The sequence below is a fragment of the Neorhizobium puerariae genome (genome assembly GCF_042429745.1).
Classification (GTDB): domain Bacteria; phylum Pseudomonadota; class Alphaproteobacteria; order Rhizobiales; family Rhizobiaceae; genus Neorhizobium; species Neorhizobium puerariae.
Genome location: NZ_JBHMAA010000008.1, coordinates 98,274 through 119,896, shown reverse-complemented (window position 1 = coordinate 119,896; position 21,623 = coordinate 98,274). Strand labels below are relative to the sequence as shown.

Annotated in this window: 17 protein-coding genes; 11 read left to right on the top strand and 6 right to left on the bottom strand. The window is 64.3% G+C overall.

Going from position 1 to position 21,623, the window contains the following annotated elements; genetic code table 11:
• Positions 1-14 precede the first annotated feature (14 nt).
• On the bottom strand, positions 15-3,269 hold the full coding sequence (locus ACFFP0_RS05920; RefSeq protein WP_377257598.1) for a maltotransferase domain-containing protein: 3,255 nt from the start codon (positions 3,267-3,269) through the stop codon (positions 15-17).
• A gap of 114 nt (positions 3,270-3,383) precedes the next feature.
• Positions 3,384-4,886, bottom strand: coding sequence for an MFS transporter (locus tag ACFFP0_RS05915; RefSeq protein ID WP_377257596.1), 1,503 nt, complete (start codon positions 4,884-4,886; stop codon positions 3,384-3,386).
• 171 nt (positions 4,887-5,057) lie between these two features.
• Between ACFFP0_RS05915 and ACFFP0_RS05910 the strand changes: the two genes are divergently transcribed.
• Entirely contained in the window at positions 5,058-5,951 is an 894-nt protein-coding gene (locus tag ACFFP0_RS05910) for a LysR family transcriptional regulator (RefSeq protein WP_377257594.1), read from the top strand.
• A gap of 74 nt (positions 5,952-6,025) precedes the next feature.
• On the top strand, positions 6,026-6,688 hold the full coding sequence (locus tag ACFFP0_RS05905) for a TetR/AcrR family transcriptional regulator (RefSeq protein ID WP_377257592.1): 663 nt from the start codon (positions 6,026-6,028) through the stop codon (positions 6,686-6,688).
• 61 nt (positions 6,689-6,749) lie between these two features.
• On the opposite strand, the gene ACFFP0_RS05900 is transcribed toward ACFFP0_RS05905, so the two are convergent.
• Positions 6,750-7,505: a FadR/GntR family transcriptional regulator gene (locus tag ACFFP0_RS05900; protein WP_377257590.1), complete on the bottom strand. Its 756-nt coding sequence runs from the start codon at positions 7,503-7,505 to the stop codon at positions 6,750-6,752.
• 484 nt (positions 7,506-7,989) lie between these two features.
• On the opposite strand from ACFFP0_RS05900, the gene ACFFP0_RS05895 reads away from it, so the two are divergent.
• From ACFFP0_RS05895 to ACFFP0_RS05860, 8 genes are all read left to right on the top strand, one after another.
• Positions 7,990-8,463: a RidA family protein gene (locus ACFFP0_RS05895; protein WP_377257588.1), complete on the top strand. Its 474-nt coding sequence runs from the start codon at positions 7,990-7,992 to the stop codon at positions 8,461-8,463.
• 27 nt (positions 8,464-8,490) lie between these two features.
• Entirely contained in the window at positions 8,491-9,246 is a 756-nt protein-coding gene (locus tag ACFFP0_RS05890; protein ID WP_377257586.1) for an amino acid ABC transporter ATP-binding protein, read from the top strand.
• Positions 9,247-9,260: 14 nt separating this feature from the next.
• A complete protein-coding gene (locus ACFFP0_RS05885; protein WP_377257584.1) occupies positions 9,261-9,929 on the top strand; it encodes an amino acid ABC transporter permease in 669 nt (222 codons plus the stop codon).
• A gap of 9 nt (positions 9,930-9,938) precedes the next feature.
• Positions 9,939-10,589 (top strand): amino acid ABC transporter permease, encoded by a 651-nt coding sequence (locus ACFFP0_RS05880; protein ID WP_377257582.1) that lies wholly within the window; start codon positions 9,939-9,941, stop codon positions 10,587-10,589.
• Between the two features lie 39 nt (positions 10,590-10,628).
• Complete coding sequence (locus ACFFP0_RS05875) at positions 10,629-11,474, top strand: transporter substrate-binding domain-containing protein (RefSeq protein ID WP_377257580.1); 846 nt, start codon at positions 10,629-10,631, stop codon at positions 11,472-11,474.
• Positions 11,475-11,650: 176 nt separating this feature from the next.
• The gene (locus tag ACFFP0_RS05870; RefSeq protein WP_377257578.1) at positions 11,651-13,741 is read left to right on the top strand and encodes a hydantoinase/oxoprolinase family protein; all 2,091 of its coding nucleotides are present in this window, start codon (positions 11,651-11,653) and stop codon (positions 13,739-13,741) included.
• Positions 13,742-13,755: 14 nt separating this feature from the next.
• Positions 13,756-15,393, top strand: a complete 1,638-nt coding sequence (locus tag ACFFP0_RS05865) for a hydantoinase B/oxoprolinase family protein (protein WP_377257576.1) — start codon at positions 13,756-13,758, stop codon at positions 15,391-15,393.
• Positions 15,394-15,468: 75 nt separating this feature from the next.
• Positions 15,469-16,674 carry a pyridoxal phosphate-dependent aminotransferase gene (locus ACFFP0_RS05860; RefSeq protein WP_377257574.1) on the top strand — a complete coding sequence of 402 codons (1,206 nt, stop codon included), beginning with the start codon at positions 15,469-15,471 and terminating at the stop codon, positions 16,672-16,674.
• Between the two features lie 37 nt (positions 16,675-16,711).
• On the opposite strand, the gene ACFFP0_RS05855 is transcribed toward ACFFP0_RS05860, so the two are convergent.
• Both ACFFP0_RS05855 and ACFFP0_RS05850 read right to left on the bottom strand, forming a co-directional pair.
• Positions 16,712-17,791, bottom strand: a complete 1,080-nt coding sequence (locus ACFFP0_RS05855) for a mandelate racemase/muconate lactonizing enzyme family protein (protein ID WP_377257572.1) — start codon at positions 17,789-17,791, stop codon at positions 16,712-16,714.
• A gap of 8 nt (positions 17,792-17,799) precedes the next feature.
• Positions 17,800-18,618 (bottom strand): NAD-dependent epimerase/dehydratase family protein, encoded by an 819-nt coding sequence (locus ACFFP0_RS05850; protein ID WP_377257570.1) that lies wholly within the window; start codon positions 18,616-18,618, stop codon positions 17,800-17,802.
• Between the two features lie 267 nt (positions 18,619-18,885).
• On the opposite strand from ACFFP0_RS05850, the gene ACFFP0_RS05845 reads away from it, so the two are divergent.
• Positions 18,886-20,472 (top strand): ABC transporter substrate-binding protein, encoded by a 1,587-nt coding sequence (locus ACFFP0_RS05845; RefSeq protein WP_377258718.1) that lies wholly within the window; start codon positions 18,886-18,888, stop codon positions 20,470-20,472.
• A 185-nt stretch (positions 20,473-20,657) separates the two neighbouring features.
• Here ACFFP0_RS05845 and kdgD read toward each other — a convergent pair whose 3' ends face one another.
• Positions 20,658-21,590, bottom strand: coding sequence for a 5-dehydro-4-deoxyglucarate dehydratase (gene kdgD, locus ACFFP0_RS05840; protein ID WP_377258716.1), 933 nt, complete (start codon positions 21,588-21,590; stop codon positions 20,658-20,660).
• Positions 21,591-21,623: the final 33 nt, after the last annotated feature.

Genomic DNA, 21,623 nt, shown 5'->3' with positions numbered 1-21,623 from the left:
CATGTTTTCCTCCCTTATCGCACGCGCCAGATCGAAAACGGCAGGCCGTGATGCGGATCGAGCCGGATGCGCTGGATCTTGCCGGTGAGCGTGAAACGGTGGCCGTCGACCAGATCTTCGAGATCGAGCGCGGCGTGATCGGGGAGGTTCCATGACCAGAGCGGAATTTCGACATCCGCTTCATGGGCGTTGTGGGGATCGAGGTTGACGGCGATCAGCAGGGCGTTCTCCCGGCCGGGGCTCGTCTTCTCGAAGAACATGATGTTGTCGTTCCAGGCCGTCAGAAGCTGCAGGCCGAGATGCGAATGCAGCGCCGGGTTCTCCCGGCGGATGCGGTTCAGGAGCGTGATCTCGCCCTTGATGTTGCCCGGACGGTCGTGGTCCCAGGCGCGGATCTCGTATTTCTCCGAATCCGCATATTCCTTGCGCTTGGCATCCGGCCGGCCTTCGCACAGTTCGAAGCCGTTATAGACGCCCCAGAGGCCGGAAAGCGTCGCGGCAAGCGCAGCACGGACCAGATAGGCCGGGCGCGGCGCGTTCTGCAGGAAATCCGGGTTGATGTCGTGCGTGTTGACGAAGAAATGCGGCCGGAAGAACTCTCTTGGCTCCTCCGTGGTGATCTCGCGCATGTAGTGTTCGAGCTCCCACTTGGCATTGCGCCAGGTGAAATAAGTATAGGACTGGGAGAAGCCGATCTTGGCGAGCCGGTACATGACCTTCGGCTTGGTGAAGGCTTCCGACAGGAAGACCACGTCCGGATGCCGCGAGCGGATGTCGGCGATCAGCCATTCCCAGAACGGAAACGGCTTGGTGTGCGGATTGTCGACCCGGAAAAGCCTTACGCCCTGGTCCACCCACTTCTGCACGATGTCGCGCAGCCCGATCCACAGGGAGGGGATGGCGTCGCAGGCATAGAAATCGACGTTGACGATATCCTCATATCTCTTCGGCGGATTTTCCGCATAACGGATCGTGCCGTCCGGCCGCCAGTCGAACCAGCCCGGATGCTCCCTCAGCCAGGGGTGATCCGGGGAGGCCTGGATGGCGAGATCGAGGGCGATTTCGAGACCCTCGTCCTTCGCGGCCGCGACCAGCCGGCGGAAGTCGTCGAACGTGCCGAGCTGCGGATGGATTTCATCATGCCCGCCGGCTTCCGAGCCGATCGCATAGGGGCTGCCCGGATCGTCCGGCCCGGCATGGAGCGTATTGTTCCTGCCCTTGCGGTTCGTCCCGCCGATCGGATGGATCGGCGGGAAATAGAGCACGTCGAAACCCATGGCGCGGATCGCCCGCAGGCGCCCGATCACGTCGTCGAACGTGCCGTGGCGCTGCGGGTCGCCGCTCTGGGAGCGCGGGAAGATCTGATACCAGCTTGCGAAGGCGGCCGCCGTGCGCTCTGCATCGACGGGGATCGCCCGCGAACGAACCCTGTGCGGGCGGCGATCGGCTTCCGCCATCAGCTCGGCGGTCTCCGGCGCGAGCAGCGTTTCGGTCCGCTGCGGGTCCTGCCGGGCCGTCAGCGTGTCGAACAGCACCTTGAGCTGCGTCCTGAGACCACCCTGCGCATGGTCCAGCGCGTCGAGGACGAGATTGATGCCCTCCTGGATTTCAAGCCTGAGATCGAGCCGCGCCTCATGCTTCTTGATGAATTCGTAGCGAAAGATCTGAAACGGGTTCTTCCAGCCCTCGACCACGAATTCGTGCCGGCCGAGCCGTTTCAGCGGGAATTCCGCCTGCCATCGGTCGTTCTCGACGAGCTGCATCGGGGTCTCGTTCCAGCTCGCCTCGTCCGCGGCCCGCCAGAACAGGGCTGCGGAAAGCGGATCGTGGCCGTCCGCGAAAATGTCCGCCTCGACCTTCACCGTCTCTCCGACGACGCGTTTGACGACGAACCGGCCGTCATCCACCGCCGGTGCCACCTTTTCGATGGCGAGCCGTGATCCCGCCGCCGCCTCGCGGACGTCCGGCACGGCAACCGCGCCGACGACCGGTGTCGAAGACCGCCCTTCGAAAATGCGCAGTTCGCCCGGCCGCAGCTTCAGCTCCCCGGTGAAAATCTCGTTCTCGTCGTGCAATCCGGTCAGCGGCAGGAAGCGGGAGGCCGCTTCGCGCAGCACGTTGTAGGGCGCGGTCGCCGGCTTGCGCAGGTCGCGGTTCAGCACCACGACGCGGATCTTCTCCGAGGCGCGGATGTCCTCCCGGTCGGTCTGGAGCAGTGCGACGGCCGGTGTCTGGCTGGAGGAAATCAGCCGGAGCGGCTGGCGGGCAAAACCTGCCGTCGTCTTGTTGGTTGCGCCGTTGACGGCGCGGATATCGCTCGAAAGATCGAACGAGCCCCGGTCGCGAAGCCCGCGCAGGCCCATGCCGTCGCCGGCAAGCGGATCGAGCGGCAAGGCGGCCCCATATTCGAAGCCCATGGGGACCATCAGGCCGCTCGCGAATGTCGAGGCGAGCTGAAGCGCCCGGACCGCCTTGCGCTGGAGAACTTCGGCGCCGTCGGTTCCGTGCGCCATCCGCCTTGCGAACGGCGCTTCGGGAAAGGTGATCTGGTAGCCGAGCTCCCGATGGATCTGGTATTCGTCCATCATCCAGCGCTCTTCGAGGTTCCACCAGGCGAGGGAGGAGAAGCTGCCGTCGAAGCCGACTCCCTGAAGCCTCCTGCGGTCTTCGAAGCCGCTGCCGGGCGTCCAGGCGAGAAAGGTGGTCTCCGGCGCCGACCTGCGGGTCCAGGCGATCAGATCGTACCAGGCCTCCGGGGCGATCCGGCCGATGCCGAGGCAGCGGAAGCCGGCGATCCCCAAGCCTGCCAGCCGGACGAGGCGCTTGCGCCAGTCCTCGACATGTCGGGCCTCGCGGAGAAAATCGATCCTGCGGCTTTCACTTTCCTGCGGCGGCCGGCGCGGATCGGCGACGATCGGGGAAACGTGTTCCGCATCGACGGCGACACGGTCGATGACGAGGTCGAGCATCAGCCTGATGCCGTTTTCCGCCGCCGCGGCGACCAGCGCCCTCAACCCGCCCTCGACGTCCTCTCCCAGGCCAAGCTCGGGATCGAGCCTGCCGAAATGTCCGGTGACGAAGACGCCGGCATTTCTTCCACGCTCGAAAAGGGGAGCGGTCAGCACCGTGTCGAAGCCGAGATCACGGGCATGGGCGAAAACTTCGCGCCACGGCTCCAGCCCCCGGAGCATCAGCGGATGCACGTAGTAGATCCGGGGCGGCAGTTGAGAGAGCGATGTCGGGGAGGCGAATTGGGGGCGTGTGTTCATCGGTTCTGCCTTGCCGTTGAGATTGGCGATCTAACTGCAAGGCAGGAGTGTTGTTCCGCAGTTTGGCCGGCGGCGACCGGCACCGGCCCGGCCGGACGCGCTTCCGGAGCATGTTCACTCCGCCGGAACCGCCCGCCGGCGTGCGAGGATCGTGAAGCTCAGCGCGGACAACGCCCAGGCGCAGAGCGCGGCATAGAGCATCACCCAGCCAAAGCCGCCGACGAGCGCCTGCCGGGCGGCGTCCCGGGCGATCCCGGCATTTTCCGCCGCATGCAGATTGCCGGCGGCGATGGTCGCGGCAACGGCGTCAAGCGCCGGTCCGGCCGACGAGGCGGAGCCAAGGTGGGCGCGAATTCCCTGGAGCAGGATGAAGCCCATCAGCGCGATGTTGATGGCGAGCGAGATCATGCGCGTGCTCATGTCCATGCCGGATGCCATGCCGGCCCGTTCGACCGGGACGGATGCCGTCGTGGTGTTGGTGACCGGGGTGTTCATCAGCCCGAGGCCCGTTCCGGCCGCGATGCAGCCCGGCAGCATCGTCATCCAGCCGGCCTGCCCGCTGTTTGCGGCCATCCACATGAGGAGGAAGCCCGTTCCGATGGTGAAGAGGCCGAACGGAATGACGAGCCTCGGACCGTGGCGCAGGAGAAGGCGCTCGCCGAGCGGCGGGGCGATCAGCGTCGGCAGCGTGTAGCCGAGCAGGGTGAACCCGGCGGTGACGCCGTCATAGCCAAGGACGGCCTGGAAATAGATCGGCAGATAGATGACGAAGGGCCAGAAGCTGAAGTTCATGCCGGCGGAGCCGAGGAGCGCGCCCGAGAAATGCGGCACGCGGAAAGCCCGGAAATCGAACATCGGCCGCGCCACCGTCATTTCCACCGCAACGAAGATGAGGAAGCTGGCCACGCCGAGGATCGCGATGGCGAAGCCCATCGGATCACCGGGACGAAGCGCTTCTCCCCGCGTGATCAGGTAGACGAGGGAGAAGACGGCCAGCGACAGGGTGACCATGCCCGCGAGATCGATGCGGACGGCATGGGGATCGGACGATTCCGCAACCCCGGCCTTCGCCAGGAGGAGCGTGACGACCGCCAGCGCGACATGGACGAGAAACACCCACTCCCAGCTCGCAATGGCCACCGTCAGCCCGCCGACCAGAGGACCGAAGCCGAGGCCGGTGCCGAAGACGATCCCCCACCAGCTGAAGGCCGCGCTGCGTTCCCTCCCGTCGCGGAACTGATGGGAGAGGACCGCGATCTGGCAGGCAAGCATGGCGGCGCCGCCGGCACCCTGGACGAACCGCGCGGCAATCAGGACCGGAGCGTCGGGCGCGAGCCCGCAGGCCAGCGACGAGAGGCCGAAGACGGCAATCCCGGCCATGAACACCCGCTTGCGGCCAAAGCGGTCCGCCAATGCGCCGGAGGCCATGAGGCAGGCGGTCATGGCGATGGTATAGGCATTCATGATCCACTGGAGCTGCCGGAAATCCGCCGAAAGGACCTGTTCCAGCGTCGGCAGGATGGCGGGGATGCTGGATATTTCCAGCCCGAACATCAGGGAGGAGAGGCATACGGCGGCCAGGGCCGCCCTGTTTCTTGAAGATGTTTCACGCGTCATTGCATATCCGTTTCGATTTGGCCGCCGCAAGGTGCTGGGCATCCGCGATGCGCTCGTCGCGGCGCGGGCACCCTGGCCGGCCCTGATTGTCCCGGCCAGGGTGCCGCCACGTTGATCATTAAACAATTCCATGGCAGACTATTTCAGTGATAATGGATCTGGATGACTGGCATGGCGACACTTGAGGTCGATGGCGTTCGGGCCTTCCTGATGGTGGCGGATCATCGAAGTTTTACGCGTGCGGCGGAAGCGCTGGGCCTCACCCAGGCGGCGGTCAGCGTGAAGCTGAAGCGGCTTGAGGAACGGCTCGGCCAGAAGCTGATCGAGCGCACGCCGCGGCAGGTTCGCCTTTCCGCCCAGGGCGAGGTCTTCATGCCGGCGGCGCGGGAGTTCCTGGCCGCCCACGAGCGGGCGGTCCAGAGCCTGTCCGCCGCCCGCCGGCGCTTCAGGCTGGGCATCGCCAGCCACGTCATGGGGCCGGAAGTCCCCACGCTGCTGGCGCGGCTGAAATCGCTCGATCCGGCGTTAACGATCGAGGTGCTGCTCGACACATCGCGCGCATTGCTCGATTCCTTCGAGGATGGCCGGCTCGACGCCGTCATCATCCGGAGCGATGACGACAGGCGTGACGGGGAAATTCTCGGGCCGGAGCATTTCGGCTGGTTCGCATCGCCGGATTTCGTGCATCGTCCCGGCCAGCCGATTCCCATGGCGGGGCTGTCGCCCTGCTGCCTGGTCCGCGAGATGGCGATCCCCTTGCTCGACCGGGCCTCGATCCTGTGGACGGAGGTGTTCGTCGGCGGAACGACCGCGATCGCCGCCGCGCTTTCGGCGGGCCTTGTGGTCGCTCCTTTTCCGCGCCGTCTCGCTCCCCTCGATGTGGTGGATGTGGGTGATGAGCTTGGATTGCCGTCGATCCCGTCTTTGTCGCTGGTCCTGCATTCCTCGCTTTCCGATCCGAGAAGCAGGGAATCCCTGAGGGCGATCACGGCGGCGTTCCGCGAGCATCGCAGGCCGAGCAGCGGGCCGGTGTGCCTTGTCTCGGAGACTCGCAAACAGGCGTAAGTGGAAACTGAGGCTTTACATATCTGGCACTCGGCGACACAATACCATTCACTAAGTGCCGAAGCGGTATTCTGATGAAGTTAGCACAGGACGATGCCCGTCTGGCGGTGTCCCGCCAGGCCGCCAAGCTCTTTCTGGAACGTGGTGTCGGCGGCACCAGCGGGGACGATATCGCTGAAGCCTCCGGCCTCTCCAAGAGGACGGTATGGCGGTATTTCCGCACCAAGGAAAGCTGTGTCGCGCCGCTCTTCGCCCTGTCGTGGAAACGGTTCGTCTCGGAATTGCAGCGCTGGCCGCGCGAGGTGTCGCTCGAGGCGCATCTCGTGGACGGTTTCGACCTCGGGAAGCAGTCGGAGGAGCAGATTGCCGACGCGATCCTGATCGTCAGACTGATCGCCGCTTTGCCCGATGAGCCCGATCTTCGCTCAATCTGGCTGCTGTCATACCACGATGGCGAAGAGCAGTTGATGACGGTCATCGCGGATCGGCTGGATCGTTCGCACAACGATTTCGACGTCCGCCTGTGCGCCGCCGCCGTGATGAGCGCGGTACGCACGATCGATGAGACGATCAGCCTTGCGGCGGTGCGCTACGGCCAGACCTTTACCAGCGAGGAAGTGCTTGCGCAGCTGTCGCGGGCCATCCGGTCGGTCAGCAACCTGCCTTTCTGCGATCCGGTCGTGCCGAAACCCTTCGGCGACGACATGTCCGCCGCCGGCGATCGGCATCCGTCATGACCGAAGGTCATCCGGCGCCATCGGACGGCTGACGATCCAGCTCGCGGCCAAGGCCGGCTCCTCACTCGTCCTTGGCGACGTTGCTGAGCGGCGATGCGCTGTCGTCCGAGAAGCCACGGTATCTCAGATGGCTTCGGTTCAGGTGGGCGCGCATGGCTTCCCTTGCCTGTTCGGAGTTTCCGGCGCTGATCGCCTCGCAGATGGCGCGGTGTTCCATGACGGTGTTCTGGATGTAGCCCGGCGTGATGAGAGCCGGATTGAGTTCCTTCGAAAACGCCGGCTGCGGCATGATCTTCAGGCTCATGAGGCTGAAGAACTCGATGAAGGCGCCGTTGTTCGTCGCTTCCGCGATCGAGCGATGGAAAACGAAATCCAGGTGGTCGAGCTTGCCCTCGTCGTCGAGCGAGGCCTCGAATTGCCGCGCGGCGTTCCAGATGTTCGATTCCTGGGCCCAGGACCGGCGTGTCGCCGCAAGCCCGGCCGCGTGCACCTCGAAGGCCATCCGCAGTTCGAGCAGGTCCATGAACGACGTCTTCAGCCTGGCGAGCGGCGCAAGCGCTGCCTCCGCCAGCTCGGATTCGTCCGTCCCGTCGACGGCCGGCCGGGGCAGTTCCCTGACGAACACGCCCACGCCATGGCGAGCCTCCACGATCCCGTCCGATCGCAGCGCGGACACGGCCTCCCGAATGACGGTGCGGCTCACGCCGAATTGCTGGGCGAGTTCGTTGAGCGAGCCGAGCTTGTGGCCGTCGGCCAGCTGGCCCTCGGCGATATGCGTCTTTAGGGCCTGTATCGTCCGGCCCGTCAATGTGTCCAAGGGTCACCCGTTCAACTAGCGCCGCCTTATCTCACTCCAGCGGTGTCTCATTGATAGGGATTCGCGGAGAGCATGACAAGATAGCATGACTTAAGCATGAGATGCTACCACTTGGTCGGAAATGGAAGATAGGAGAGTGTGCACTCCGGTAGTATCACTTGCGAGGAAAGCGGCTGCCGGCCTCTCCGAAATCGTCATTCCGGGCAGAAAATTTTTCGCAAACAACCGGGATTTTCTCTGATTTCCTTCATGCGATATTCGGATAAGTAGCTGAAATATATTAAGTAATCCTCCATTTTAGCTTCGTCTCCCGCCAAGAGGTACCATCTCTAATTTTCTTATTGACAAGAGATACTATTTCAATAATCTTTAGCCTCAGAAAAGTGAGGCAGGCGGGTTTCCGAGACGTAAATCGGATCTGGCAAATGGCTCCGGGAACAGTATTCGCGCGGGATTCCGCGCTCAAAATCAGGTGGATAACTCAATGGGTGTCGTCTCCGCGCGTCTCGCCGAGCTGGGCGTTGTCTTGCCGTCGGTCGCTGTGCCGTCGGGCAATTACGTTCCCTTCCGGCTTGTCGGGAATCTTCTCTACGTTTCCGGGCAGATTCCGAGGGTCGACGGCGTCGACCATTTCTTCGGCGTGGTGGGCGCGGACATATCGCCGGAGGACGGCTACAGGGCCGCGCGCCTCTGCGCACTCAATCTGGTGGCGCGGGTCCATGCCGCGCTCGAAGGCGATCTCGATCGCGTCGTCGCCTGCGTCCAGCTGCGCGGTTTCGTCAATGCGCCGCCGGACTTCCAGCGCCATCCCGCCGTGATCGACGGCGCATCCGATCTTCTGGTGGAGATTTTCGGCGAGAAGGGACGCCACGTCCGCACGGCGCTGGGGGTCGGCTCTCTTCCTCGCGGCGCATCGGTCGAGGTCGATGCCATTTTCGAAGTCGAACGGCAATTCTGACGTAACGCACGGCAGGGGAACTTAGAGATGAACGAGAACAACGTGCCGGAAAAAGCCATCGAGATGGTCGATGTCAACAAGTGGTATGGCCCGCTGCAGGTCCTCAAGGGTATCAATCTGAGCGTCGACCGCGGCGAACATATCGTCCTTTGCGGTCCGTCCGGCTCCGGCAAATCGACGCTGATACGCTGCATCAACCATCTGGAGGAGATCCAGCAGGGCGCGATCAACGTGAACGGGACGCGGCTCGGCCACAAGGGCGCCAATGCCGATCATGTCCGCCGCGATGTCGGCATGGTCTTCCAGCAGTTCAACCTCTTCCCGCATCTCACCGTCCTGGAGAACTGCATGCTCGCCCAGCGCAGGGTGCGCAAGGCCTCGGTCGCCGAGGCCAGGGAAAAGGCCATGCGGCATCTGCAGCGCGTGCACATCGCCGAGCAGGCGTCGAAATATCCGGCGCAGCTTTCCGGCGGCCAGCAGCAGCGCGTGGCGATCGCCCGCGCGCTCTGCATGGACCCGAAGATCATGCTCTTCGACGAGCCCACCTCGGCGCTCGACCCGGAAATGGTCAAGGAGGTCCTCGACACGATGATCTCGCTCGCCAACGACGGCATCACGATGATCTGCGTGACGCATGAGATGGGTTTCGCGCGGGCGGTCGCGCACCGCGTGATCTTCATGGATCGCGGGGAGATCATCGAAAGCGGCACTCCGGAAGCGTTTTTCGGAAACCCGAGCCACGAGCGCACCAGGGCTTTCCTCAGCCAGATTCTCAATCACTGAGGGGAGGGCGACCGATGCAATACACATTCGATTTCGGCCCGGTCGTCGCCGCCTGGCCGATGCTGCTCAGCGGCGCGGTCCAGACGCTGAAGATGTCGGCCGTCTCCATGGTCTTCGGCCTGTCGCTCGGCATCCTCTTCATGATGATGCGGATGAGCCGGATGAAGCCGCTTCGCATGCTGGCGATCGGCTATATCGAGCTGATCCGCAACACGCCCTTCCTGGTGCAGGTCTTCTTCATCTATTTCGGCATGCCGTCGCTCGGCATCCGGCTCGGCGGCGAGGAGGCGGCCGTCCTGGCCATGACGCTCAACTGCGCGGCCTACGCGGCCGAGATCGTCAGGGGCGGCGTCCAGTCTATCCGCCCGGGCCAGATCGAGGCGGGCAGGGCGCTCGGGCTGAACACGATCGACATCTATCGCTTCATCGTCTTCCGTCCGGCGATCCGGGCCGTTTATCCGGCGCTCTGCAGCCAGTTCATACTGATGATGCTCAATTCGAGCCTCGTCGCGTCCGTCTCGGCCGAGGAACTGACCTATGTCGCGCAGACGCTCGATGCGCAGACCTTCCGGAGCTTCGAAATCTACTTCGTGCTGGGAGCCATCTATCTCCTCCTGTCGCAGTTCTTCTCCATCGTCCTGCAGTTTGTCGGCAGGACATACTTCTCCTATCCGGCCAAGTGAGGCGATGCGATGATCCGTGAATTTGGTTTCGCAGAATTCCTCTTCCTGCTGGAAGGCGCGCGCTGGACGATCGTCCTGTCGCTGCTTGCATTCGTCTGCGGCGGCGCGCTGGGTCTTGCCGTGGCGCTGGGGCGCACGAGCAAGTGGCCCGTCCTGCGCGCGCTCCTGGCCGCCTATATCCAGGTGTTCCAGGGAACGCCGCTGCTGGTGCAGCTCTTCTTCGTCTATTTCGGCCTGCCGCTGCTCGGCATCCGCGTGGATATCTGGATCGCGCTGACCGTCGGCCTGTCGCTTCACACCAGCGCGTTCCTGGGCGAGATCTGGCGCGGCAGCATAGAGGCCGTGCCGCCGGGGCAGAGCGAGGCGGCGCGCGCGCTCGGCATCGGGTATTTCCACCGGATGATCGACGTGGTCCTGCCGCAGGCGTTCCGGATCGGCCTTCCCGCGACCATCGGCTTCCTGGTCAACCTGATAAAGGGCACGGCGCTGGCGGCCCTGCTCGGCCTCACCGAGCTTACCCGCTCGGGCCAACTGATGGCGAACATCACCTTTCAACCCCTGCAAGTCTACGGGGCGGTCGGGCTCGTATACTTCTTCATCTGCCTACCCCTGACCTACTTCAGCGCAAGAATCGAAAAGCGCCTCGGCGCCGGCCGATAAACACAAGAACGCATGACAAGACCAACCAGAGGTATAGACATGTTCAATTCGACATTGGCGAATTCCCGTTCGAAAATCCTGTCCGGGGTCACCGCAATACTGCTTGCCGCAACCGTTTTCGCCGGCGCGGCGCAAGCCGCCAGCCCCGGGGAGGTCAAGGCCAGGGGAAGCGCGGTCATCGGCGTGCAGATGGACCAGTTTCCGTGGGGTTTCATCGACCAGAACGGCAAGAATGACGGCTTCGACATCGAGATCGCCAGGCTGATCGCCTCCGAGCTCGGCGTCGAACCGAAGTTCGAGCGGATCACCGGCCAGAACCGCATCCCGCTTCTGGTCAACGGCAACGTCGATTTCCTGGTGCCGTCGATGACGATCACCGAGGAACGCGCCAAGGTCATCCAGTACGTCATTCCCTACTCCTCGAACGACATCACCGTCTGGGGAAAGAAGGAGGCTGCCATCAAGGGCAATGATGATCTCAACAAATACGTGATTGGTGTGAACCGCGGCAGTGCCTTTGAACCGTTGCTGGTCAAGGTCGCCCCGCCGAACACCCAGATCAAGCGCTTCGACGATGACGCGACGACGGTTCAGGCACTGCTGTCCGGGCAGGTCGACGCCATCCTGGGCAGCGTCACCTATGGCCTGGTGATCGACAAGACGGGGCATGGCGCCGAATACGAGCGCAAGTACAAGGTCGCGGACAATTTCCAGGGCATGGCCGTTCGCAAGGGCGACAAGGAAATGCTGGAATTCCTGACCGATTTCGTGAACCGCCGCACGGCGGACGGCACGCTGGATGCCATCTACAAGAAGTGGATCGGCGTCGACCGTCCGAAACTTCCCACGACGCTGCCGGGCGTCGATTTCACCGGCAAGCAATAACGCTGCCGCCCTGCGCGGCCGCTCAGGGCCGCCGCGCAGGGCACCAGGAACATCAACAACCGAAGAGCTTTTGCCTCCGCCCGGTCACGCGGGCGGAGACCGGCGGCGCACGTCGAAATGAAACCTTTCCCGGCGCAGTGCGACAACAGCTCGCTTATGGAGCATGAGTTAAGAAAATGGCGAAAGATGGCAAGCAAATCAGGGTAGGTGTCGATATCGGCGGGACCTTCACCGACGTTGCGATGGAGGTAGGCGTCACGCTCCATTCGATCAAAGTGCTGACCGATTATTCCTTTCCCGAAAACGCAATCGTCAAAGGGGTTCGCCAGGTCGCGGAGGTCGCGGGCGTCGACCTTTCCGAGATCGACACGATCATCCACGGCACCACGCTTGCCACCAATGCGCTGATCGAGCGCCGTGGTGCGAAGACCGCCTTCATCACCACCAGGGGCTTTCGCGACGTCATCGAGATGCGCACCGAAAGCCGTTTCGAGCAATACGATCTCGATATCGTCCTGCCGACCCCGCTCGTGCCGCGGGACGAGCGGTTCGTGCTCGACGAGCGCATCGGCGCCGACGGCTCGGTTCTGAAGGCGCTGGACCTTGCCGAGGTGGACGCGCTCTGCGACCGGATCGTCGCCGCCGGCTACGAAAGCGTCGCGATCGGCCTTATCCATTCCTATCTCAACGGCGCGCATGAAAAGACCGTCCGCCAGCGCCTGCTGGCGAAGAACCCGGATATCTCCGTTTCCATCTCGTCGGAAGTCTCACCGCAGATGCGCGAGTTCCAGCGGTTCAACACGGTTTGCGCCAATGCCTTCGTCAAGCCGCTGATGGCTTCGTATCTCAACCGTCTTGTCGGCCGGCTGGCGGACGAGGGGACGCGGTGCCCGGTCTTCATGATCCATTCCGGCGGCGGCATCATCAGCGTCGAAAGCGCAGTCGAGTTTCCGGTGCGCCTGCTTGAATCCGGCCCGGCGGGCGGCGCGATCTTCGCCGCCCACATCGCCAGCAGCTACGGGCTCGGCCAGGTCCTCTCCTACGACATGGGCGGAACCACGGCCAAGATCTGCCTGATCGAGGACCAGACCCCGAAGACCTCGAAAACGTTCGAAGTCGCCCGCACCTACCGGTTCAAGAAGGGCAGCGGCATGCCCATTTCCATTCCGGTCATCGAAATGGTGGAGATCGGCGCGGGCGGCGGCTCGATCGCCACCGTCGACAGCATGCGGCAGATCCGCGTCGGGCCGCATAGCGCGGGCTCCGAACCCGGACCGGCCTGCTACGGACGCGGCGGCCCGAACCCCACGGTCACGGACGCGGACCTCATCCTCGGGCGCCTCGACGCCGATGAATTCGCCGGCGGCGCCATGAAGCTCGATCGTCCGGCCTCCGACCGGGCCATGCAGCAGGATATCGCAGGCAGGCTCGATACGGATGTCGCGACGGCGGCCTATGGCCTCAGCGAGGTCGTGGACGAGAACATGAGCAACGCGGCCCGCATGCATGCCGTGGAGAATGGCAAGGAACTGTCCGAATTCACCATGATCGCCTTCGGCGGCGCGGCGCCCATCCATGCCGCGCGCCTTTGCGAAAAACTCGGCATGTCCGAACTTCTCATTCCGCCCGGCGCGGGCGTCGGCTCCGCCATTGGCTTCCTGCGGGCGCCTTTCGGCTTCGAGTCGGTGCGCAGCGCTTACAGCCGCCTCAGCCGGTTCGACGCGAAGGCGATCAACAGGACGATCGCCGATCTCATCGAGGAGGCCACGTCGTTCGTGCGGTCCGGAGCGCCGGATGCCCGCCCCGCGCTGGAATGCACCGCCTACATGCGTTACGTCGGCCAGGGCTGGGAAGTCCCCGTCGCCATCGACGTCCGCGAGTATGCGGATGCGGACGGGGCGCTGTTCCGCAGGCTGTTCGACGAGCGTTACGAGAACTTCTTCGGAAGGGTGATCGATGGCCTGGACGTCGAGATCGTGAGCTGGTCGCTGCGGGCGACGTCGAAGGTCGCCCCGCCGCGGAAGATCGGCAAGACGGGCAAGGGGGCTGTCGCCGCGATCCGCGGCAATCGCCAGATCTTCGACGTTCAGGAAGGGCGCTTCCAGAATGCGTCGGTCGTTTCGCGCCACGACATGAAGCCGGGCGACTGGATCGCCGGCCCCGCCGTCATCACCGAACGCGAGACCTCGACCATCATCACCGCGAGCCGCGAAGTCATCATGCAGGCCGACGGCTGCCTGCTCGTGCGTCTCAAGCAGGCCGCTTGAACGGAGGATTATCCATGAAAACCAATGCACTTTCCGACGTCCACATGCAGATCATGTGGAACCGGCTGATCTCCGTCGTGGAGGAACAGGCGGTAACGCTCATCCGCACCGCCTTCAGCACCAGCGTGCGCGAGTCGGGCGACCTATCGGCCGGGGTGTTCAACCGTGGCGGGAAGATGATCGCCCAGGCCGTGACGGGCACGCCCGGCCACGTCAACGCCATGGCCGAAGCCGTCGGGCACTTCATCCGCGACATCGGGCCGGAGAACATCTTCGAGGGCGATGTCTACATCACCAACGACCCCTGGAAGGGAACGGGCCATCTGCACGACTTCACCGTCGTGTCGCCGAGCTTTCGTGGCGGCGCGCTGATCGGTTACTTCGCCTGCACGGCGCATGTGGTCGATGTCGGCGGGCGCGGCTTCGGGCCTGACGCCAACGAGGTCTATGAGGAGGGCATCTTCGTCCCGATCATGAAGTTCGCCGAGCGCGGCAAGGTCAACAAGGATCTCGTCAACATCCTTCGCAACAACGTGCGGGAAAGCCATCAGGTCGTCGGCGACGTCTATTCGCTTGCCGCCTGCAACGAGATCGGCCACCGCCGGCTGATGGACATGATGGACGAGTTCGCCCTCTCCGACCTGGAGGCGCTGGCCGATTTCATCTTCAAGCGCAGCTACGACGCCACGCTGGAACGGCTGGCGGCGCTGCCCAAAGGCTCCTATTCCAATGTGATGCGCGTGGACGGCTATGGATCGCCGATCGACATCGCGGTGCGCCTCGATGTCGAGAGCGACCATATCCTGGCCGATTTCGAGGGAACCTCTCCGCCGAGCCCGAAGGGGATCAACTGCCCGCTGATCTATTCGGCGGCCTATGCCTGCTACGGCCTCAAGTGCTCGATTGCGCCTGAAATCCCCAACAACCACGCTTCGCTGCTGCCGTTCAGGGTCGTGGCGCCCGAGGACTGCATCCTGAACGCCCAGCATCCGGCTCCGGTTTCCGTCCGGCATGTGCTCGGCCATCTGGTTCCCGACGCGGTCCTAGGAGCCGTTCACAAGATGCTGCCCGGCCGGGTGCCTGCGGAAGGGGCCGGTGCGCTCTGGAACCTGCATGTCAGCGTGCGGCCGTTGCAGGGCGAAAAGGCCCCGGCGGACGGTGGCCAGCGCGCCGAGGTGCTGCTGTTCAACAGCGGCGGGGCCGGGGCTCGCTCCCATCTCGACGGCCTCAATGCCACGGCCTTCCCGAGCGGCGTGCACTCCATGTCCATCGAGGCGACCGAACATGTCGGCCCCGTCATCTACTGGCGGAAGGAGCTGCGGGACGGTTCCGGCGGGGCGGGCGAGTTCCGCGGCGGCCTTGGCCAGGTGGTGGAGATCTCGCCGACCGAAGGGCACGAGATGCATTTCAACGCGATGTTCGACCGGGTCCAGCATCCGGCGAGAGGCCGCAACGGCGGTGGCGACGGTGCGCCGGGCAGGGTGCTGCTCGATGACGGCACGGTCCTGTCGGCCAAGGGGCGCCAGCACGTTCCGGCCGGTCGCCGGCTCATCCTGGAGCTTCCGGGTGGCGGAGGCTACGGACCGGCGGAGAAACGGGACCCCGCCGCCGCGCAGCGCGACCGGGACTACGACTACGTCACGCAGAAATGATGCGCGAGGGCGGCGAGGCGACCTTGTCTCGCCCCGCCGTCCGCCGTGCCGGAAACAGCGTCGGGGAAGACCAGGATGAAGTTTGAGAACGTCAGGGCCGCGGGCATCAAGTCCTCGCCCAGCATGGCGATCGCCATGGCCGCCAGGAAACTGATGTCCGAAGGGAGGGACGTCATCGATCTCTCGCTCGGCGAGCCGGATTTCGAGCCACCGGCCCATGTCGCGGACGCCGCATGTGCGGCGATCCGCGCCGGCGGCATCCGCTACGGCGCGCCGGCGGGCATGGAAAGCCTGCGGCAGGCGATCGTGAAGAAGTTCAGGACGGAAAACCATCTGGACTACGGGCTCGACGAGGTGATGATCGCCAACGGTGCGAAGCAGATCCTGTTCGACGTCTTTCTTGCGACGCTCGAACCGGGCGACGACGTGATCGTCCCCACGCCGTGCTGGGTTTCCTACGGCGATATCGTGTCCCTGCATGGCGGCGTGCCCGTCTACGTCTCCTGCGGCCCGGAAACGGGCTTCAAGATCACGGCGGAACGGCTGGAAGCCGCGATCACGCCGAAAACCCGCTGGCTGATGCTGAATTCCCCGTCCAATCCCACCGGGGCGATCTACACGCGGGAGGAATACCGGGCGCTCGCCGCCGTGCTCGCCCGGCATCCGCAGGTGCTGGTCATCTCCGACGAGATCTACGAGCACATCCTTCTTCGCGACGTGCCGTTCATATCCTTCGCCGAGGCGTGCCCGGAACTGCGCGACCGCACGATGATCGTCAACGGCGTCTCGAAGGCATATGCCATGACGGGCTGGCGCGTCGGTTATGCGGCGGGTCCGAAAGCGCTGATCGCCGCGCTCAACAAGATGCAGTCGCAGAGCGTCACCTCGGTATCGCCGGTGGCGCAGGCGGCGGCGCTTGCCGCGCTGAGCGGGGATCAGGGCTTCGTGGGAGAGGCCGCGCGCACGTTCGCCCATCGCGCCAGGCTCGTCGTCGAAAGGCTGTCCCCGGTTCCCGACCTGGAGTTCACGGCGCCTGACGGTGCATTCTACGCGTTCATCGGCGTCAGCCGCCTGATCGGCAGGAAGACGCCGGCCGGTGCGGCACTGGCGGACGACAACGAGCTTGCGGCCTATCTGCTGAACGAATTCGGATTGTCGAGCGTTCCCGGCATGGCTTTCGCAGCCCCCGGCTTCATCAGGCTTTCGATTGCCGCTTCCGACCGGGCGCTGGAAGGAGCGTGCGAGAGACTGTCGGGGATGGTGCGGTCGATCCGGCCGTAGCGCCCGTTTCCGGGAGGCACCTCCGGGTGCGGCAGGATCAGAGCGCGTATTTCCGGATGGCCTGCCTGTCCAGGGCCATCCCCCAGCCGGGACGGTCGGGGATCGCGGCCTTGCCCTGCCGCAGCTCGATCCTCTCCTCGTAAAGCGGCGTGAACCACTCCAGGTATTCAAGGGAATGGGCGGTGGGCACATGCCCGAGAAGCTGAAGGCTCATTTCCGGAAAGAGGTGGGAGGAGACCGGCAGGTCGAAACTTGCCGCCAGGGCGCCGACCCGGGCGAATTCGGTGACACCGCCCACCCTCTGCAGGTCCGGCATCAGGATCGAGGCCGCGCCGGTTTCGATCATCCGCCGGAAGCCGTAGCGGGTATATTCGTTTTCGCCCGAGGCGACCGGCATCTTCAGCGCCTTTGCGACGCGGGCGGAATCCTCCAGCGCATGGGCCGGCACGGGCTCCTCGAACCAGGCGATGTCGTAGGGCGCAAGAGCCTCGCCGAGCCGGATGGCCTCGTCGACGCCGAGGACCTGGTTGGCGTCGACCATCAGGGCGATCTCGTTGCCGATCGCCGCCCGCACCGCCTGAACGCGGGGAACGTCGATATCGGCCTTGCCGGCGAGGCGCAGCTTCATCGCCTTGAATCCCTGTCCGGCGAAACCTTCCGCCTGCCGGGCCAGCGAGGCGATATCCTGCGTCAGCCACAGGCCGCCGCTGGCATAGGCGGGAATGCGCTCGCGGCATCTGCCGAGCATCGCGGATATGGAGGTCCCGGCACGGCGGCCCTTCAAATCCCACATCGCGCCGTCGACTGCGGAAATCCCCATGATCGAGACGCCGGTGAAGCCGATGAAGTTGATCCTGCGCCAGGCATCCTGCCAGAAGGCGCCGGTATCGTCGGGATCGCGTCCGACGACCGCATCGCGCAGGACATGCACCATGGCATCCAGCAGCTTCAGCTGCTCCGGGCGGATGGTGAATATCAGGTTCTCGCCGCAAAGGCCGTCGTCGGTCAGGAGGTCGACCACGAGGCAGGAGAAATTGTGAATGGTCGCGGTCGCATTGCCGAGCGGTTCTGCAAGGGGCAGGCTGACGGGGGTCGTGCGCAGATCGGTGATTTTCATGGGTGCCATTACCGGTTGATCGAGACGGAAAGCTGGTCGGTGTAGATCGGGTCGTCGACGAAACCGCCGCCCTGCCACTGCGCCTGCGACGAATCCCTGGCGGGAATGCCCGGATCGCGCTCCAGTTCCGCGCGGTAGATTTCCGCGCTGTCCTTCGGCGCCCATCCGAGATAGGCGGACGCTGAATTGTCCCACCATTTCGGCTGGTTGTCCGAGACACCCCAGATCGTCGGGCAGCCGAGATACGGCGCCTTGAAGACCCGTTCGGCAAGCGACGCCATGTCGTCGAAGCTCAGCCAGATCGACAGCATGCGCACCGTCGTGGGCTTCGGCCAGCAGGCGCCGACCCTGACGATCGCCGTCTCCTGCCCGAACTTGTGGAAATACATGCGGGCGAGACCTTCGCCGAAGCATTTCGAGACGCCATAGAGCCCGTCCGGCTTCACCGGATCGCCGACGCCGATGAACTGGTCCTGCCGGTAGAAGCCGATGGTGTGATTGGTGCTTGCGAAGAGGATGCGCGGCTTGCCGTGGCTGCGGGCCGCCTCGTAGAGATTGTGAAGGCCCTTGATGTTGCTTTCGAGAATGCGGGCGAAGGTGTTTTCCGAGGGAACCCCGCCGAGATGGATGATGCCGTCGCATCCTTCCACCATGCGCATGACGCCGTCCGTGTCGGCGAGGTCGCAGGGCCATGGCTCCTCGCGGGCGGCGGTCTCTCCCATGCCGGCGATGTCGGAGATGCGGACGATCTCCGCCAGATGGCCGAGCCGCTGCCGCAAGGCGGTTCCCATGTTACCGGCAGCGCCGGTGATCAGAAGCCGCTTCATCCGATTGTCCTCCCTGGCATGCAACGCTTGCGGCGTCATTTAGAGGGCATTGTTGACAGCAGTCAACTTATAATATGACAAGCTGCCTGAAATACGATGCCACCTCTCGCGACGAGTCCAATGTCGGAAGTAAATTGAAGCCGGAAGCCCAATGGCGTCGCTTGAATCGGTTGACGAAGATTGGGATTTAGGTCTTCATACAAGGCGACAGCTCATGTGACGTCATATGCACATGGCTGCTTTGATGGAGGAACCCCTATGAAATGGATGAAGCATGTGGCTCTGGCCACAGCGCTGACGCTGTCCGCGCCGATCGGCGTGCTCGCGGATACGCCTGCCGATCAGCTCGTGGTCGGGCTGAGCATGAACAATATCCTGACGCTGGACCCTGCGGCGATTTCCGGCCGCGAGGCGACCGGCGTCATCGCCAATCTCTACGACACGCTGGTCGAGCTCGATGCCATCGACAAGACCAAGGTCAATCCCGGCCTGGCGGGTTCCTGGACCGTCGCGGACGACGGCGCCGTGACCTTCACCCTGCGGGACGGTGCGAAGTTCTCGTCCGGCAATCCCGTGACCGCGGACGATGTCGTCTGGTCGATCAAGCGCAATATCGGCCTCGGCCTGGTCGGCGCCGGCGTATGGTCGTCGTTCGGCTACAAGGCCAACAATATCGATCAGTTCCTGAGCGCGGACGGCAACAGGATCACCATCAAGCCCGCCCAGCCGACGGACCCGCAACTGACGCTGGCGATCTTCGGCAAGCCTGACGCGAGCGCCATCATCGACAAGAAGACCGCGCTTGGCCACGAGGCCAACGGCGACCAGGGCGCGGCCTGGCTAAAGATCAATGCCGCCGGCTCCGGTGCCTTCAGCCTGACGCGCTGGTCCTCCAATGAAATGCTCATCCTGACCCGTTTCGACGATTATTGGGGCGAAAAGCCCAGGATGAAGCGGGTGATCTATCGCCACATGCCGGAATCGCAGACCAAGCGGCTGATGCTGGAAAAGGGCGACGTCGACGTGGCGATCGGCCTTTCCGTCCCGGACATCGCCGCGCTGAGCAAGAATCCCGAAGTCGAGGTCCAGAGCACGCCGAGCTCCGGCTTCTACTTCCTCGCCATGAGCATGAAGGACGAAAAGTTCAAGAACCCGGACGTCCGCCTCGCGGTCCGTTACCTCGTCGACTATGACGGCATCAACAAGACCATCATGCCGAACTACGGCACCAGGCGCCTGCGCCCGGTTGCCGAAGGCGTCATCGGAAGCCTGCCCGATCCGGACTACAAGGTCGATGTGGCCAAGGCCAAGGAGCTTCTCGCCAAGGCGGGGTATCCGGACGGTTTCCCGGTCAGGCTGCTGACGCTGAACGAGCCGCCCTTCACGGATACCGCAACCGCGATCCAGGCGACGCTCGCGCAGGCCGGCATCAAGGCCGAGATCGTGCAAGGGGCGGGCGACCAGATCTACGGCCCGATGCGCGAACGCAAGTTCGAGATGATCGTCGGCCGCGGCGGCGGCGGGCAGGAGCCGCATCCGCACTCCAACCTCCGCGCGCTCGTCATCAACCCGAACAATGCCGACGACGCCAAGCTCAGCGGCATCATCGGATGGCGCACGTCCTTCTATGACGCGCAGCTGAACGACATGTCCGGCAAGGCCCTGGTCGAGCGGGACAAGGCCAGGCAGAAGGCGATGTACGAGGACATCCAGCGGCGCTACGAGGAACTGGTGCCCGCCCTGCAGCCGATCTCGGCCGTGGTCGACAGCGTCGTCTACCGCGCGGATATCAAGGGATATCAGAACCACTACGGCTGGACCGTCCGCCTGCGCAGCGTGTCCAAGCAGCGATAAGCCGAACGAGGCTTGCCGCGATCGGGCGATATCCGCCCCATGTCGGTTCAGGCATATCCGTCAGGAAGAGCGCCCGCGACAGTGTCGCGGGCGTTTTGCCTGAAAGGCCGGGCAGGCCGATGCCATGAAAAAAGCCGGCAGGGCGACCTGCCGGCTTTCGTGGTTTGCGTGGCCGGACGGCCAGCCTATTCGGCGGCCTGCGACCTCGGGGCGTCGGCGCGATAGGGCTCGCAGAGGGCCGCGAGCATCCGGACCTCGTCGGCGGTCAGGTCGGTCAAGGGCGCGCGGACCTGGCCTGCGTCGAAGCCCATCAGCCGGACGCCGGCCTTGACGGCGGAGACGGCATAACCCTTCTGACGGTTGCGGATTTCCATGAACGGATAGAAGAAATCGATCAGGATACGGTTCGTGGTGGCCGTGTCGCCCGCGCGCAGCGCCTTGTAGAACGTCTGGGCAAGCGCGGGGACGAAGTTGAAGACGGCGGAGGAATAGGTCGTCACGCCGGCTCCCAGATAGGCGTCGGCGAACAGTTCGGCCGTCGGCATGCCGCCGAGATAGGTGAGGCGGTCGCCCATCGTCGCGGTGATCTTGCGCACGAGGGCGATGTCGCCGGAGCCGTCCTTGAAGCCCACCAGATTGGGGCAGGCGTCGCACAGGCGGGCGAGCGTCTCGGCGGAAAGGATCGAATTGTCGCGGTTGTAGACCATGACGCCGATGGAGACGGACTGGCAGACCGTCTTGATATGCTGGTAAAGCCCTTCCTGGCTGGCGTCCATCAGATAGTGCGGCAGCAGCAGCAAGCCGTCGGCGCCGGCCTTCTCGGCCGATTTCGCGATCGAAACGGCGATACGCGTGCCGTAGCCGCAGCCGGATACGATCGGCGTGCTGCCGGCCGCGGCCTTGGCGGCCGCGACGATTTCGGGAACCTCCGACGGCTCGAGCGAGAAGAATTCCCCGGTGCCGCCCGCCGCGAAGAGGACCGAGGCGTCGAAGCCGGCCAGCCAGCCGACATGCGCTTCATAGGCCTTGCGGTTGAAGAGGCCATCCTTGCCGAACGGGGTCACGGGGAAAGACAAGAGGCCGGCGCCGAGCGCGCGCTTCAGTTCATTTGGGTCCATAGACACGGGCATTCCTCCAGGTTGATCTTCCCG

Bases quoted from the DNA above. Each gene is read 5' to 3' on its own strand.
- ACFFP0_RS05920 (WP_377257598.1), bottom strand. From the start codon at position 3,269: ATGAACACACGCCCCCAATTCGCCTCCCCGACATCGCTCTCTCAACTG.
- ACFFP0_RS05915 (WP_377257596.1), bottom strand. From the start codon at position 4,886: ATGACGCGTGAAACATCTTCAAGAAACAGGGCGGCCCTGGCCGCCGTA.
- ACFFP0_RS05910 (WP_377257594.1), top strand. From the start codon at position 5,058: ATGGCGACACTTGAGGTCGATGGCGTTCGGGCCTTCCTGATGGTGGCG.
- ACFFP0_RS05905 (WP_377257592.1), top strand. From the start codon at position 6,026: ATGAAGTTAGCACAGGACGATGCCCGTCTGGCGGTGTCCCGCCAGGCC.
- ACFFP0_RS05895 (WP_377257588.1), top strand. From the start codon at position 7,990: ATGGGTGTCGTCTCCGCGCGTCTCGCCGAGCTGGGCGTTGTCTTGCCG.
- ACFFP0_RS05890 (WP_377257586.1), top strand. From the start codon at position 8,491: ATGAACGAGAACAACGTGCCGGAAAAAGCCATCGAGATGGTCGATGTC.
- ACFFP0_RS05885 (WP_377257584.1), top strand. From the start codon at position 9,261: ATGCAATACACATTCGATTTCGGCCCGGTCGTCGCCGCCTGGCCGATG.
- ACFFP0_RS05880 (WP_377257582.1), top strand. From the start codon at position 9,939: ATGATCCGTGAATTTGGTTTCGCAGAATTCCTCTTCCTGCTGGAAGGC.
- ACFFP0_RS05875 (WP_377257580.1), top strand. From the start codon at position 10,629: ATGTTCAATTCGACATTGGCGAATTCCCGTTCGAAAATCCTGTCCGGG.
- ACFFP0_RS05870 (WP_377257578.1), top strand. From the start codon at position 11,651: ATGGCGAAAGATGGCAAGCAAATCAGGGTAGGTGTCGATATCGGCGGG.
- ACFFP0_RS05865 (WP_377257576.1), top strand. From the start codon at position 13,756: ATGAAAACCAATGCACTTTCCGACGTCCACATGCAGATCATGTGGAAC.
- ACFFP0_RS05860 (WP_377257574.1), top strand. From the start codon at position 15,469: ATGAAGTTTGAGAACGTCAGGGCCGCGGGCATCAAGTCCTCGCCCAGC.
- ACFFP0_RS05855 (WP_377257572.1), bottom strand. From the start codon at position 17,791: ATGAAAATCACCGATCTGCGCACGACCCCCGTCAGCCTGCCCCTTGCA.
- ACFFP0_RS05850 (WP_377257570.1), bottom strand. From the start codon at position 18,618: ATGAAGCGGCTTCTGATCACCGGCGCTGCCGGTAACATGGGAACCGCC.
- ACFFP0_RS05845 (WP_377258718.1), top strand. From the start codon at position 18,886: ATGAAGCATGTGGCTCTGGCCACAGCGCTGACGCTGTCCGCGCCGATC.
- kdgD (WP_377258716.1), bottom strand. From the start codon at position 21,590: ATGGACCCAAATGAACTGAAGCGCGCGCTCGGCGCCGGCCTCTTGTCT.